The sequence below is a fragment of the Paenibacillus sp. SEL1 genome (assembly GCF_054602535.1).
This window is the reverse complement of sequence record NZ_CM137723.1, coordinates 2,163,608-2,179,110: the sequence shown is the minus strand read 5'-3', so window position 1 is coordinate 2,179,110 and position 15,503 is coordinate 2,163,608. Positions and strand designations below refer to the sequence as shown.

The following is a 15,503-nucleotide window of genomic DNA, read 5'->3' as shown; positions in this document are numbered from 1 at the left end:
TAAAAAAGGGGCAGGTTTCCCATGCCGCAGTTGACGCTTGCTCATACAATACCTCAGCATGGCTCATCGGAGGGGGACCGTCTCAAATGGACTATCCGGATTTTTTGCAGCGTCTGCATGAGGGTATTTCGGAGCCGTCCGGCAGTGGACGGAACAAACAGATCATCACGTTCGATAAGCCTCACCAATACCGGGAATGCCTGTCCTATCTCAGGAAGCTGAAACCCGAGCTTGCGGGATTACGGCAAGTACAACCGGCCCGACTAATCCGTGCTTTAATCGCTCCGCTTTCAGGGGGAGACAGGCTGGGCAAATATCACAACGGTGTCACCGTTGAAGAAGATACCCGCATGAAGGTCCACGCTGAAACTGCTCATATACCAAAAGCAGAAAAGAACCTTTCCATGCCATGGGGAGTCAAACAGGTACGTGCATACAAGGCTTGGCCTTCCTCGACAGGGAATCGGGTCAGAATCGGTGTGATCGACACAGGAGCGGATTTTCAACATCCTGATCTTCGTCATTCTCTCGCCAGAGGTATTAATTTGCTTAACCGAACCATGCTACCCTATGACGATAACGGCCATGGTACTCATATTGCTGGAACTATCGCGGCGTCCAACTATGACGAAGGTAGGGTCGGCGTAGCACCACGGGCTTTAATTCATCCCGTAAAAGCTTTTGATCATAATGGAGCCGCCTACGTCTCCGATATCATCCTTGGTATCGACTGGTGTGTATTAAATCGTATCGATATCATCAATATGAGCTTTGGTATGAAGTCGCGCAGCAAGGCACTACTTGATATGGTGAATAAAGCATATCATAACGGCATTGTGATTGTAGCGTCCTCGGGAAATGAGGGTAAGCGCCGAAGTATTGACTATCCAGCCCGCTATTCTCAGACGATTTCAGTGGGGGCTACCGACAAATACAGACGCATCGCGCCTTTCAGCAACCGGGGGCAATTTGTAGACGTGTACGCACCTGGCGAAAAGATCACATCCTCCTGGATCCATGGCAAGCATCACGAAATGAGCGGTACCTCTATGGCTACTTCCCATGTGACCGGAAGCATCGCACTTCTCCTTTCACTGAGGCCGGAACTGGGGCCTGGAGAAATCAAGGCGTTGCTTAAGCGTACCGCCACACCGCTCCGTCTGCGTAAAAGCGCCGGACGGAGCTCTATCTCGACCAAACTTGGAGAAGTCGATGCCTTCCGATTGATGCAGGAGGGCACAAAGTGAATGATATTGTGATGCTAAACCTCTAGTGTAGCGCCCGGCTCCAGAGAGTGAACTTTTCTGGCAGGACCTTCACATCCACTATTTCCTTCTCTTATCAACTCATCTCGTACCAGGTCGGTCTGCAGCTTTGGCGCATGAACGAGTACAACCTGTTTGCTAGGCAGCTCCTTCAGCATTTGCCGCACATCTGATAGTCCCTGATGCACCTTATAAATCAAATGCCGAGCTACACAGCTGTCATTTTCATTTGCACGTTCCAACAGATGTTTGCCAAAAGAACCCTGTGGAGCATGCCCGGTCAATATAACACTGTTGCTAATGCTTTCTCCGCTATCTTCACCCTCCCCCATGTTGCGGTTATCCGATAGAAACTGATAGTACCAGCGCGCCTGTGGGGAATCCATCATGCCGTCTCTTGTTATGATAATAGCCGTTGGGTTCTGTTCCAGCAGACTCACTCGTTCCGCAGCATCACGTGGCACGAAGACCCTGTCACTGTTTAGCACATGTTTTATTCGCGCTGGGGCTTCCGGACGTAGCCATTCTTTCCAGCGGTTTAACTGTTTCAATCCCTGCCATATGTCGTGCTCTACAATCATTGCCTGTTCAGGGAATTGCTCGCTAGCCCATACGATCATGTCCTGTCCTCTGCCAAAGGCAGGCACCGGCAACAACACATGACCACCAGACCATAATATCCGCTCCATCTCGACCCTCAGCCGCTCCAGCTTAACAGGCTGCGGGTCTATATCCATGCCATAGGCATTGTCCATAATGGATATGTCCGCTAGATTGGGCTCTGACTTCCATTCAGGTAGGTCATGCAGCCCCTCCCCAACACCCAAGTCTGGCGCATCGGCAGCAAGAAGTTCAGATTCGCGGCTGTAATCTCCAGAAAAAAACAACCGCTTCCCTTCCATTTCTACCACATACCACACTGCACCAGCCAAATGTCCACTGCGTCCCCACATGATTCTCACACCCGGACAAGCCTCAAGCCATTCTCCTGCTGGCGCTTCATCTTCTAGATAGCGATAAGCAATGGATTGGATATCCTGTTCGTCGTATGGCAAGTCGGCTCCTCTCGATTCAACATAAGTATGCCAGGAGCGAAAATAGGAGCCTAACTGCTCAGCGGTGGCCTTGGTCGTCCAGACCTCCCCCTGGTATCCATACTTGTACAGCAAGGGGAGCGCCATGGAATGATCCTCATGTGCATGAGACAGCAATACAGTGGTCAGTCTCTCCGCATTTTGCGGCGGAAAAACCGGATATTGTCCGGTTCCTTCCTTTTTCACGCCACAATCCAGCATGACGCGATGCTGCGTTCCTTCAAAAACATAGCAGGAGCGGCCATGTTCGCCCGCTCCTCCCCAAATCCTAAGCTTGGTCATGATCATTTCCACTTTCTTTGCGAGTTTAAGCTTTCGATTAAGATCAGCAGCAGTGTGGTCATTCCGACCGATATTACGGCCATCGCCATCCCAAGTGACACCTGTCCCTGCTCAAATTGTGCAAATATGTAGGTTGCAGACGTCTGAACGGATGGCGGCAAAATCAGCAACGATCCTACCAGCTCGCGTGAAGCGATCGTAAATGTCATCATCCAACCAGCGAGCATTCCCGGTACAATCAGCGGCAGTACAATCCGGCGGAATATGTAAGACGGTCGTCCGCCAAATACCTGTCCCGCCTGAAAAAGACCCGTGTCCACCTGTGTAAAGGCGCTTTTGACATACTGCACCGTATAAGGAACAAACAAGATAACATACGTCAGAATGACCATGCCGTATGTGTTATACAAAGGGATCGGCATCCACGGCGAGTTCCACCACAAAATCAGGCCGACCACCATGACAATTCCCGGAACCGTATTCGGAAGCAAGCTGAATGCATCAACTGTCCGTTGGATTCTCGTGCGTGAGCCGCCAATGACAAGCGCAAACCAAGTGCCCAGTACCACAGCAAGCGTCGAAGCGCCCAAAGAGAGAAATACGCTGTTCAGGAGCGCCTCCATGCTCTCTGATCCCCAAGACAGCAGTTCCTTGTAAGAGTCGAGCGTCAAATTATCCCAGGCAAGGCCCATTCCCCTCAGCTTCATCGTCGAGGCTGAAAGAATTGAAAAATAAGGAATGCCAATGGACGCAATGAGCAACAATAGAATAAATGCAACACTCAGTCCCGTAGTCCAGCCGGATATACGAAGACGGGACGGACGCGAACCTTTACCACCTACCAGCCTGTACGTAAACTTTCGGTTGATCACCGACTGTGCATACCACATGAGCAGGCAGGCGGTTAACAGCACCGAGGCCATTGACGTCGCTTTGCCAAAATCTATGGGCCAGCTGGAGATATATTTGTGAATTTCCGAAGTCATGACCTCATACCCGATACGTCGCCCAAAGGTAGCGGGGGTACCAAACTCGGCAATCGTTTTAACGAAAATGAGCAACGCGCCCATTCCGTAAGCTGATAGCAGTAGCGGTAAAATAATTCGACGGAATCTGTATAGAAAGCTACCGCCCATTACGGCACCCGCCTCTTCCAGGCTCCCGCCTATCCTCACCAGCGCCCCGCGCAGCAGCAGGTACAGGAATGGAAACAGATGCAGACTCATAATCATCACCATGCCACCAAGACTAAAGAAGGACGGCGTTAAGAAATGCAGGTTCGGGAACAACTGCTCCAGATATCCGTTTTTTTGCATAAACAGAATCCAGCCCATGGACCCGATATAGGGCGGGGTCATAAACGGAATCAGCAGCACGACATCCAACCAGCGCCAGTGTGCAAGACGAGTGTTGGACATGATCCAGGCTAGCGGAAGTGCGAGTACCGTCGTTCCTGCAATCACGCAGATGCCAAGCCAAATTGAACTGAATAGCACGCCTGCAAATGGTGAAGCAGCTAACGTTCGAAAAGGCGCATCCCATTGGAATTTTCCATCAACATATACACTTTGGATAAAGATTTGCAGCAACGGCATCACAATCAGGAAAAGAAGCGCGATCAGAGCCAGCGTCAGACACCACGCTCTGATGTGTTTAACGGATAAGCCTCCCATCGGCTTACTTGAACATTTGCGTGAACTTCTCCGTCACGTCTGATCCGTGCTCGCCCATCCATTCCCAATTGGTCTTCAGCAATGGGATCTCGTCCAGGTTGGCACGCTTGTCAGCTTTGATATCCGTGCGGCCCGGGAGTAAGGAGGCATCTGCTACTAGTTTCTGTGCCTCGTCCGACAACAGATAGTCAATGAATGCCTTCGCATTCTGCTCATGCTGCGTTGACTTGAGAATTGCGGCAGGACGTGGGCTGATGACTGTCCCCTCTGTCGGATAGACGATATCAATCGGCTCACCTTTGGCTTTAGCCTTGTAGGTCATGTAATCGACCGCAGCGACGACTACACCTTTAGCTCCGGTAATCACGGGGTCCAGCGCTTCCTGATTGGCACCAGCCATAGCAACACCGTTAGCCTTGTACTGCTCGAACAACGTCCAGCCTCCATCGCCCTTGGCGCTCAGATAGCCAGTCATAAAATCCAACGCTGAGCCGGACAAGGATGGATCGGGAATATTAACCTGATCCTTGTACTCAGGCTTCGCCAAATCGGCCCATGAAGTTGGTGGTGTTTTCACCAGCTTCGTATTATACGCAATGCCCAGAGCAGAAGCACTGGTACTGAAGTAGTTGCCTTCCTTATCGGACCAGTCTGGATTTAGCTTGTCTGCGTTCTTGGCATCCGGGTAAGGCAGCGTGAGTCCTTCCTTTTTCAAGCCTTGTACAGACGGAAGCGATGCCAGCACAACCACGTCCGCTACCGGATTCGCCTTCTCTGCTTCCATGCGGGCCAAAATTTTCCCTGTCGTTCCCTGGAACAACTCTACCTTAACTCCGCTCTGCGCCTCATACCCTGCTACCAACTTTTTCGCCAGTCCATCCGGGCCTGCGCTGTAGACCACCAGCTTCTGATCGGTGGATGCCGCCTCCGCTTGTCCTGCTGATCCATTAGCTGGCGCCCCATCCTTAGAGGGCGTTGCTGTTCCGCAACCCGCCACAGTGAGTCCAAAAGTCAAGGTTAATGCGAGCATCGTCCCTTTTTTCCATCCTGTACGAAAAATATGCCTATTCATCATCTTGTAAATACCCCTTTTCCCTATGCTTCAAGTTGGTGGATGTGTTGCGGTGATACCCAAATGTGCATTTGTTGACCTATGGGCAAGCGGATGGAATGATATGCAGTCCATTGCTCGCCGTTCTCGGCTAGTATACGAATTTCATAACGATCACCGACATAGCTGACATGCAGGATCTCTACTGTAAAAGCATGCTGATCTGCTTGCTCCTGTTCCCAACGGACATGTTCAGGACGAAATAGTGTCCGTTCCGGCTCCAGCCAGTTGGATTTGCCAATAAACTTCGCCACCTCTGGATGAGCTGGGCAACCGTAGATCACCTCTGGTGTTCCGGTCTGCAAAATATGTCCACTTTTCATAACAACCACTTCATCAGACATGGACATGGCCTCAATCTGATCATGGGTGACATATAGGGCGGTCAGCCCCAGATCGCGCACAAGCGATATCATCTCAATGCGCATCTCCTCCCGTAGCACCGCATCCAGCGCACTGAGTGGCTCGTCGAACAACACAAGTCGAGGCCGGATAGCAACCGCTCTTGCAAAGGCAACCCGCTGCTGCTGGCCACCGGACAGCTGATGAGGATACCGATCCTCCATCCCTGACAATCTGACCATATCGAGCGCCTCCAGCACCACTGTCCGCAGTTCCTTGTCTCGAGCGCTGGCGAACCCTTTCCCCCGCTTGCCCGCACGCAGGCCGAAGGCCACATTTTCAAACACCGTCATATGCGGCCATAACGCGAAATCCTGAAAGACCATGCCAAAGTGGCGGAGATGGGCGGGAATATCCTTTTTGCGTTCTGCCGAAAAAAGGATTTCCTCTCCCAACGTGATTGTGCCGGTATCCGGTGTCTCCAGACCAGCAATCAAGCGCAAGAGCGTTGTTTTCCCACAGCCGGACGGTCCGAGCAGTGTTGTGAATTTGCCCCGTCGTACTACCAGATTCGTCTCATGCAGCGCGGTTATTTGGCTGAAGGTTTTACTTAATCCGTGAATATATAGATCCTGATTCATCGCATTACCTGCCTGTTCTTCTGACTGACCCCAGTGTAAAACTTGAATTCGCAACCTGTGTTATTGGAAAGTTAAAACAAAATTAATTATTTCAATGAATTGTGTTAACACTCATAGATTTAATCTATATAGAGGGGATTGATGCTGCTACCCATAGTAATAAGGTGATTGTTCGATTAACCTGAAAGCGAGGCATTCTAAGTGAACTTAAGTCTTCTAAAGTTACATATTGTAGAGCTGCTGAATAAGCACCATAAAATTACCACGGTCGCCGAGCTTCTTGGCCTGAAGCAACCCACCGTTACTTTTCATATGAAAAATCTGGAGCGTGAATTCGGAGTAAAGCTGTTTGACACACGTATGGGCAAAATCATCCTGACGGATGCCGGAAATGCACTGCTGCACTATGCCAGCAAAATTAATGCACTGGCTGCTGAAGCTGAGCGAGTCGTCCACGAGTTCGATACGCTCCAGCGGGGAAGTATACGTATTGGCGCAAGCTATGTACCCGCTACCTACTTGCTTCCTGCTGTGCTGCACCGCTTTGCCCGTGAGCATCCGGGCATTCACATCGCCTTGTCTGTGAAAACAGCGCCCGTGATCAAGGACATGCTCGCTCGCCACGAAATTGACCTCGGCATCATTTCGGCAGAGCCGTTTCAATCCCCAACGCTACTCTCAGAATCCTTAGGCGAAGATGAACTGATACTCATCTGCTCACCCACTCATCCGCTCGCCAACGAAATCGATTTGACGCCCGAGCTTATCGCTTCTTCCTCCTTCGTATTACATGGCAAGGAATCCAGCACACGCCACGTGACCGACAAATGGCTGGAGCGTGGGAGTCGGCGACTTCCTTCCTATCTGGAGCTGGATTCACTAGAAGCCATTAAACAGGCGGTTATGCTGGGAGAACACATCTCCTTTGTCTCTCGCATTGCCGTTCAGTCAGAGGTTGAGCGGGGCTTACTGGTTGTAAGACCTATCCCGGGGCAGTCTGTTGAGCGGTACATCTATATGGTCAGCAACAAAGACCGTCATCGCTCGGCGCTCATTCACAGATTCACCGAATATTTGTCATGGAACCAAGATTAAATCTTACCCGTCATATAGAAATTATGTAATTTTTTAACCGGAGTCCCCTCTTGCTTTGACATACGACTGACAATATACCCGTAAAGTGTAGCGTGTAACCTATTCGGACGAACAGGAGAGGATGAAATGAAAACAGGCCTTCGTATCACCAAATTGATGTCGGTAGTAACTCTGAGTGCAGTACTGCTCGTAACAGGATGGAAAGGAGCAGAACCGGTACAAGCCGCCGCCAATGCCACACCAAGCTATGAGGTGAAGCTACTACTGGATACGGCTCAGGTCCTCAATGCGGATGGCTCATTAAAAAGTGGCATCGTGAACGAGTTTCAAATTAGCAATGATGCACAACGATTGAGCGTCGAGTATTTTGATACAAATTCATTGCAATTAAATGACGAGGGCTGGAACGTGAGATTTCGCAAAAAAGAGAACAAAAAGAATTATGAATTAACCTATAAAAAGCGCTATACGGTCACAAACGGAAATATCGACGCGGCACTCACCCAAGCGAATAAAGAAGGGTTCAGTGCATCTGATGATAATTATGAGACTGAGGTGGATTGGGGATACAGCAAGCAAACACTAAGCTTTTCCAATGATAAAAAAACAAACGCCTCCAAAGGATTGGCTCTGCCTTCCCCAGATCAAGCATTAAAGCAATTGCAGGATAATCTTCCGGGCAAGCTGCAAAACTGGAAAAACAGCAATTGGGGCAAACAAACCTTGGCAGACTCCAGAGTACGCGGTCCTGTACAGGTCAGTAAATACGAGGGTAGCTTTCAGGGATTGGATACCGACGTTGAAATATGGCCTATTCGCAGCGCAAACGGATCAGGTACAGAGCATATTATCGAAATCTCCTTCAAAACCTCGGATTACAGTGTTGCCGCCAGCAACCGCACCAAGCTGATGAACCTGCTGCAATCCAAAGGATGGCTGGTTCCCGCCGATTCCCTGAAGACGAATTTGGTACTGGAACGCTACTAAGCTAATCCAACATAAAAAGGAACCGAAGCGCCACCCTGTTGAGGGTGATACGAACGGTTCCTTTTATTATTAATTATATGACTACAAGGTCATGATGTTAAAGTTGCTTGCTTACATACGTTCTGGTGCAGACACGCCCACCAGCTTCAGTACGTTGGCAATCGTCGTGCGCACCGCACCAAACAACGCCAAGCGTGCCTGCGTTTGAGCGGCATCCTCTGTGATAACGCGCTCTGCCTTATAGTAGCTGTGGAACAATGAAGCCAGCTCGTAGACATAGCGAATCATACGGTGTGGTGCAAAGTTTGCAGCCGCTACCGATACTTCTTCCGGCAGCTCGCCGATTTTGCGGAGCAGATCGTATTCATGCTCAGCCGTCAGCTTGGACAAGTCAACTTCTGCCAACGGCAGCACAGCAATACCTTGCTCTTCGGCTTGACGATATACGCTGCATGCACGTGCGTGCGCATATTGTACGTAGAATACTGGATTCTCATTGGAAGTGGAAATCGCCAAATCCATGTCAAAATCCAGGTGCGAATCCATGCTGCGCATAGTGAAGAAGTAACGGATCGCGTCTACACCCACTTCTTCCATCAGATCTTCCATCGTCACGGCCTTGCCGGTACGTTTGGACATTTTTACTTTTTCCCCATTTTGGAACAAGCTGACCATTTGGGCAATCAGCACTTTAAGCTTATCTGGATCATTGCCCAGTGCCTCCATTGCTGCCTTCATCCGTGGAATGTAGCCGTGGTGATCCGCTCCCCAGATGTTGATGATCGTGTCATACCCACGAGCATATTTATCGCGATGGTAAGCTATATCTGGGGTTAGGTACGTATATGTACCGTCATTTTTGATCAAGACACGGTCTTTATCGTCACCGTACTTGGTCGTATTCAGCCATGTAGCTCCGTCCTTCTCGTAAATCTCCTCACGGTCACGCAGCTCATTCAGCGCTTTAAGCACTTCACCGTTTTCATACAGCGACGTTTCGCTGAACCAGGAGTCAAAAGGTACACGGAACAGTTCCAGATCGCGCTTGATCTTGTTCAGTTCCTTTTCCAGACCGTAGTCACGGAAATAAGCTGCGCGATCTCCCGGTTCCATGGACAACAGAGAATCGCCCTTTTCGGCCACCAGTTCCTTGGCAAATCCGATGATATCCTCACCATGGTAACCATCCTCCGGCATCTCCGCAGGCTGTCCCAGCTCCTGCAAATAACGCGCTTCAATAGAGCGGCTCATGTTGTAAATCTGGTTGCCCGCATCATTAATGTAGTATTCACGAGTTACTTTGTATCCGGCAAAATCAAGCACGTTGCAGAGAGCATCCCCTACGGCTGCACCACGTGCATGACCTAAGTGAAGGCTACCTGTCGGATTGGCGCTGACAAACTCGATTTGTACCTTTTTGCCTGCACCTTCCTGTATACGCCCGTAATCTGCCCCCTGCTCCTGCACTTGTCCAATGACTGCATACAGGTAGCTCTTGTTCAGGCGAAAGTTAATAAAGCCCGGTCCAGCGATTTCCGCACTTTCAATAGAAGCGGAAGCTAAATCCATATTCGCGATCAAATCTTCAGCGATTTGCCGTGGGTTCTTCTTTGCAATGCGGGTGAGCTGCATCGCAGCGTTGGTAGCCAAATCACCGTGTGACTTGTCCTTTGGCACCTCCAGCGTAATGGTCGGCAGCTCTTCGCGGCTCACGATTCCGGTAGCCAGCACCGCCGCCTCGATTGCTGAAGTCACCTTTTGATTAATAAGTTCCAGTGGATTGCTTGTCATGATTATTGCTCCTCCTGTATATGCAAACTGATGGCAAAATGCCCCGAGAAATCCTCAAATACGTACAGATCATAGGTCCAGCTCACATGTCCGGTGAAACCATCCATCCGAATATCGAACTTCTGCGTATGCGCAGACATGTTCAGGTTTAAATAAGGCGAGCGGTAAAATCCAGGCAACCTGCGTCCCAGCGCAAACGACTGCTCTGATTGTACCTCACCGTGACGAATCAGCTTTAGCTCATCCGATCCGATTTTGACTGTGTTCCGTGTCGTACCGCCCTCAGGACTTTCTTGCGGCTCATCGTACCTTATATATAGATGCTTCCCACGCACGATCGCTTCTCCGGGAAGTTCCTGTACCACATCTTCTCCGTCATGATGACTATGAAGACGGATTCGGACTTTTGCATTATGTGGCATGTATTCAAACTCCATTCTATTGCTATCCTACTGTACTACTATATCCAGTTCCCGATTGCAATTCAAATGAGTTTTTACAAAAAGATGCTTTCATCCAAAAAATTCAGCTACCTTAAGTCAGCTCCATCGGATGCTTGGCTAAAACTTTCGATGAATCGAGAGGCTAGAGAAGACATGTATTTATCCTTCAGCCAGACAGCCGCCACACGTGTATGCAATTCCTCACACATAATTTCCTTAACGATTAATTGGTTATTGCTTCCGAGTGACAACGCAGACCGCGAAATCATACCAATCCCCAGCCCTTCATTAGCCCAGTGAAGCGTGGTGCGAGCATCGTCGTTTTTGCAAAAGAAATTTGGCTCAAAGCCATACTTCATACAAGTGTCGTGGATCAATTGTTCAAAGCGGCGATATACGATGAGTGGCCTGTCCTTCAACTCAGACAATGAAATGGTCTTCTGTTCGGAGTTCCAGTCATATTCTTCTGTCATCACTGCTATCATCGGCTCAGTGGACGCATATCTACACCCTAAATCGATAGTATTAAAAGGGGTTCTGACGATACCGACCTCGACAATTCCTTTGTTCAAAAGATCGAGAATCATGAACGTATTTCCCTCATGAATTTCAAATTTTACACCCGCATAGGTTTTATGAAATTCGGAAAGCCTGTCTTTCATCAGCGTTGCCCCAGAAGAGGAGACCGTTCCAATGGTGAGCGTACCTTTCATCCCCATGGCAAAATCGTTTATCTCTCTTGTCGTGGCATCTGTCAGCTCCAAAATCTGCTTGGCCCTGTTCTGTAAAATGATGCCGGCCTCCGTCAACTGGATGCTTCGTGAGCCTCGATGCACGAGCTTTACGCCAAGCTCTTCCTCCAGCTGCATGAGCTGCTGACTTAAGGGAGGCTGTGCAATTTTCAGCTTTTTGGCTGCCGCTGTAATCTGTCCAGCCTCTGCAATCGCCAAAAAATACTTGAGATGTCTCAATTCCATCATTATGGACCTCCGGTACTGATATATGTAAAACCTATACCTCTAATATATATTAAATATTATTCATATAGTTGGGGATATGCCATAATCAAATTCAGTTATGCTATTGCGGCATGAGGCTATATACATTATTCAGGTTAGGTGATGGTTTATTTGCTGAAATTTGCTGTTTTTTTGAAACCCTATAAAAAGGAAACGATTCTTGGGCCTCTGTTTAAATTGATTGAGGCCATCTTGGAACTATTGCTGCCTACGATGGTTGCTTTAATGATCAATCATGGCGTAGGTAAAGGAGACACCCATTATGTTTGGCAGATGGGTCTTTTGATGTTACTCATGACTATACTGGGCTTTGGCAGTTCATTAGTGTGTCAGTTTTACGCAGCTCGTGCCTCTCAAGGATTCGGAACTACGCTGCGCAATACGATGTTTAAGCATATTTCTTCGTTTTCTTATGCTGATCTCGATAAATTCGGTATACCCTCGCTTATCAACCGGATTACGAATGATGTCAATCAGCTGCAAACAGCTGTAGCGATGTTGATTCGTTTGGTCATTCGTGCTCCTTTTATTTGTATCGGGGCGATTATCATGTCCATGATTCTGGACTTCCGCCTTGCTTTGGTGCTATTGGCGGCTACACCGATTCTGGCTTTGATTCTGTATGTAGTCATTACGAAGGCTTCTCCCCTGTACCGGCTATACCAGAAAAAACTCGATAAAATCGCTCTGGTACTTAGCGAAAATCTTACAGGCGTACGGGTCATACGTGCATTTGCCAAAAGAGGAGCTGAACGAGTAAAGTTCAATGCCGCCTCAGATGACCTGACCCAGACTGCTATTCGTGTCGGACGTATTTCTGCTTTGCTAAGCCCCGCCACCTTGTTGGTGGTGAACGGAGCTATTATTGCTATCCTGTGGATCGGCGGCATCCATATCCAATATGGATCTCTTACACAAGGGGAGATTATTGCCTTCATTAATTACATTACGCAAATTTTACTGGCTCTGATTGTAGTAACCAATTTAATTATTTTGTTCACCAAAGCTGCCACTTCAGCAGCGCGTATTCAGGAGGTCCTAGACACGCAAGCTTCGATTTCCGACACTGCTGCTACTTCTACATTTATAGACAGGGAGGAAGCAAGTGAGCATGGCGCTGTACCAGCCATCTCTTTTGATCATGTTTCCTTTGGATACAATAAGACAGGACAACTGGCACTGAGCGATGTAGTAGTAAACATCTATCCCGGTGAAACGGTCGGCATCATCGGAGGAACAGGTTCTGGGAAATCCACCTTTGTGAATCTTATTCCCCGCTTCTATGATGCGGTAGAGGGTCGTGTGCAGGTTGATGGCATCGACGTTCGGCAATATAAGCTCGAGCAATTGCGGCAGAAAATCGGAATTGTCCCTCAGAAGGCACTGCTGTTCACTGGTACTATAGCGGATAATATCCGTTGGGGGCATGAACACGCCACCGACGAGGAAGTCGCTCAAGCCGCAGCTATCGCACAAGCAGATGAGTTCATTTCCAACCTGCCGGAAAAATTCGATGCTCCGATCACCCGAGGGGGGCTTAATTTGTCGGGAGGACAAAAGCAGCGACTTACCATTGCCCGAGCTATTGTCGGCAATCCGCAAATCCTCATTTTGGATGACTCCTCAAGCGCCCTTGATTTTGCAACCGACGCCGCCCTCCGTAAATCGCTACGGGAAAATAGCACCAGCATGACCGTCCTGTTGGTCTCGCAACGAGTAAGCAGCGTACAGCATGCTGATAAAATAATTGTGTTTGATGAGGGACGGATTGTCGGTATCGGCACACATGAACAGTTGATGAGCAGCTCAGATGTATATCAGGAAATTAATCATTCCCAGCTCTCAACGCAGGAGGTAGACCAATGAGTGGCAAGGAAACCTGGAGAAGATTGTTAGCCTATGTGGGTCAATATAAAACAACAACATGTTGGGTCATCGTCAGTGCAATTCTCAGCGTGCTTGCCAGTCTGATCGGACCCTACATGATTGGCCAGGCTATCGACTATATGGTGGATAAGGGAGCAGTGGATTTTAAAGGTATTACGCAGATTCTAGCTGGATTAGGCATTGTATATGTTGTAGGCAGTCTATTTAGCTGGCTGCTCACGTATTTGACGAACCGTATTGCTTTTCAGACCGTAAATGATATGCGGCGGGAGTTATTTGATCATTTTAATATCCTTCCGTTAAGCTTTCATGACACTCATCCACAAGGAGACAGCATTAGTCGTTTTGTGAACGATATGGATGCTGTGTCGGATGGATTACTACAAGGCTTTTCCACATTGATTACCGGGATTATTACGATTATAGGCTCCATTGTACTCATGCTGTATATTAGTCCGATCATGACGTTGGTCGTATTGGTGTCTGCCCCGATCACATATGGCGTAGCACGGTTCATTACCACAAGATCGCAGCGTATGTTCCGCGAACAGGCCAAAATTTTAGGAAGCCTGAACGGTTATGTGGAAGAAATGATCGGCGGACAACGGGTAGTTACCGCTTTTCATTATGAAAACCGCTCGCTTGAGGAATTTTCCGCCAGAAACGAACAATTGTATCAAGCCGGGGTGAAATCGCAGTTTTACGGATCATTGTCCAACCCCTCTACCCGATTGGTGAACAACATGACTTTTTCAGTCACCGCCATGATTGGCTGTATCTCCATTATTTTGGGTGGGATCTCGGTAGGCGGATTGTCGAGCTTTCTGATTTATACCAATTTGTTCGCCAAGCCCTTTAATGAAATTACGGGTGTGCTGACCCAGTTCCAGGCAGCTACGGCTTCTGCTCAGCGCATATTTGCTATTTTGGATTCACCGCCAGAGCAGCCCGAAAAATCGAACGCCGTACAGCTGGAGCGCAGCAAAGGCACGATTCTTTTTGATCATGTCAAATTCTCCTATAACCCGGAACGTACGCTCATTACAAACTTTAGTTTGGAGGTAAAGCCAGGCACTCGTGTGGCCATTGTCGGGCAGACCGGAGCTGGCAAAACCACACTCGTCAATCTGCTCATGCGATTTTACGATGTGGACAGCGGCTCGATATCCATCGACGGGATGAATATCAACGACATGAGCCGGGACAGCCTACGGACTAACTTTGGTATGGTGCTTCAAGATACATGGCTGTTCAGCGGGACCATTCGGGACAATATCGCTTACGGGGATCCAGACGCCACGGACGAAGAAGTCATCGCGGCTGCAACAGCTGCCAATGCGCATAGCTTCATCAAGCGACTGCCTCATGGCTACGATACGGTCATTAGCGGGTCAGGCGACAGCCTGTCGCAAGGCCAAAAACAGCTGCTTACCATCGCGAGGGTGATCCTGGTCGATCCACCTATGCTGATCCTGGATGAAGCGACCAGTAGCATAGACACCCTGACAGAAGCGCGTATCCAAAAAGCATTTATGAAAATGATTGCCGGACGCACCAGCTTTGTGATCGCCCACAGACTATCAACCATCCGTGAAGCGGATTTGATTTTATACATGAAAAACGGCGATGTCGTCGAAAGTGGTACCCATGAGGGACTGCTTGCCAGCGGCGGCCATTATGCCTCGCTCTATAACAGCCAGTTCACTACAGCCTAGCACTGCGGGTTAAGGGGAAAAGTCGGTTGCTCTTATGCAATCGGCTTTTTTTGTTGTGACACAGGAAGAAACAAAGAACGCATCTCCAGCAAAAGGCCGCCGGATCTTCTCTCGGCAGCCTTTTAGATTATATGAATTTGCTTATGTAATTCATCGAA

General features: G+C 48.9%; 12 protein-coding genes. 5 read left to right on the top strand and 7 right to left on the bottom strand.

What is annotated here, in order from left to right; genetic code table 11:
* Positions 1 to 86 precede the first annotated feature (86 nt).
* Positions 87 to 1,247 carry a S8 family peptidase gene (locus ACYCSE_RS09970; RefSeq protein WP_459702157.1) on the top strand — a complete coding sequence of 387 codons (1,161 nt, stop codon included), beginning with the start codon at positions 87 to 89 and terminating at the stop codon, positions 1,245 to 1,247.
* A 14-nt stretch (positions 1,248 to 1,261) separates the two neighbouring features.
* Here ACYCSE_RS09970 and ACYCSE_RS09965 read toward each other — a convergent pair whose 3' ends face one another.
* From ACYCSE_RS09965 to ACYCSE_RS09950, 4 genes are read right to left on the bottom strand one after another with little or no spacing between them, the layout of a single operon-like run.
* A complete protein-coding gene (locus ACYCSE_RS09965; RefSeq protein ID WP_459702156.1) occupies positions 1,262 to 2,647 on the bottom strand; it encodes an MBL fold metallo-hydrolase in 1,386 nt (461 codons plus the stop codon).
* On the bottom strand, positions 2,644 to 4,314 hold the full coding sequence (locus ACYCSE_RS09960; protein ID WP_459702155.1) for an ABC transporter permease: 1,671 nt from the start codon (positions 4,312 to 4,314) through the stop codon (positions 2,644 to 2,646). Before ACYCSE_RS09960 ends, ACYCSE_RS09965 begins: the two co-directional genes overlap by 4 nt.
* A 4-nt stretch (positions 4,315 to 4,318) precedes the next feature.
* Positions 4,319 to 5,389, bottom strand: a complete 1,071-nt coding sequence (locus ACYCSE_RS09955) for an ABC transporter substrate-binding protein (protein ID WP_459702154.1) — start codon at positions 5,387 to 5,389, stop codon at positions 4,319 to 4,321.
* A 20-nt stretch (positions 5,390 to 5,409) separates the two neighbouring features.
* Positions 5,410 to 6,408, bottom strand: a complete 999-nt coding sequence (locus ACYCSE_RS09950) for an ABC transporter ATP-binding protein (RefSeq protein ID WP_459702153.1) — start codon at positions 6,406 to 6,408, stop codon at positions 5,410 to 5,412.
* Between the two features lie 201 nt (positions 6,409 to 6,609).
* Between ACYCSE_RS09950 and ACYCSE_RS09945 the strand changes: the two genes are divergently transcribed.
* Both ACYCSE_RS09945 and ACYCSE_RS09940 read left to right on the top strand, forming a co-directional pair.
* The gene (locus ACYCSE_RS09945) at positions 6,610 to 7,503 is read left to right on the top strand and encodes a LysR family transcriptional regulator (protein WP_459702152.1); all 894 of its coding nucleotides are present in this window, start codon (positions 6,610 to 6,612) and stop codon (positions 7,501 to 7,503) included.
* Positions 7,504 to 7,629: 126 nt separating this feature from the next.
* Positions 7,630 to 8,490, top strand: coding sequence for a hypothetical protein (locus ACYCSE_RS09940; protein WP_459702151.1), 861 nt, complete (start codon positions 7,630 to 7,632; stop codon positions 8,488 to 8,490).
* 111 nt (positions 8,491 to 8,601) lie between these two features.
* Here the strand turns inward: ACYCSE_RS09940 and argS are convergent, their stop codons facing one another.
* The 3 genes from argS to ACYCSE_RS09925 all read right to left on the bottom strand — a co-directional run bounded on the left by argS (position 8,602) and on the right by ACYCSE_RS09925 (position 11,701).
* Positions 8,602 to 10,281, bottom strand: a complete 1,680-nt coding sequence (argS, locus tag ACYCSE_RS09935; RefSeq protein ID WP_028542578.1) for an arginine--tRNA ligase — start codon at positions 10,279 to 10,281, stop codon at positions 8,602 to 8,604.
* 2 nt (positions 10,282 to 10,283) lie between these two features.
* Positions 10,284 to 10,718: a YwiB family protein gene (locus ACYCSE_RS09930; protein ID WP_459702150.1), complete on the bottom strand. Its 435-nt coding sequence runs from the start codon at positions 10,716 to 10,718 to the stop codon at positions 10,284 to 10,286.
* A 92-nt stretch (positions 10,719 to 10,810) separates the two neighbouring features.
* Entirely contained in the window at positions 10,811 to 11,701 is an 891-nt protein-coding gene (locus tag ACYCSE_RS09925; protein ID WP_459702500.1) for a LysR family transcriptional regulator, read from the bottom strand.
* Positions 11,702 to 11,854: 153 nt separating this feature from the next.
* Between ACYCSE_RS09925 and ACYCSE_RS09920 the strand changes: the two genes are divergently transcribed.
* Together ACYCSE_RS09920 and ACYCSE_RS09915 are read left to right on the top strand one after the other, a co-directional pair.
* The gene (locus ACYCSE_RS09920) at positions 11,855 to 13,609 is read left to right on the top strand and encodes an ABC transporter ATP-binding protein (RefSeq protein WP_459702149.1); all 1,755 of its coding nucleotides are present in this window, start codon (positions 11,855 to 11,857) and stop codon (positions 13,607 to 13,609) included.
* Positions 13,606 to 15,345, top strand: coding sequence for an ABC transporter ATP-binding protein (locus ACYCSE_RS09915; protein ID WP_459702148.1), 1,740 nt, complete (start codon positions 13,606 to 13,608; stop codon positions 15,343 to 15,345). The genes ACYCSE_RS09920 and ACYCSE_RS09915 overlap by 4 nt, the downstream gene beginning before the upstream one ends.
* The last annotated feature ends 158 nt before the right edge of the window (positions 15,346 to 15,503 follow it).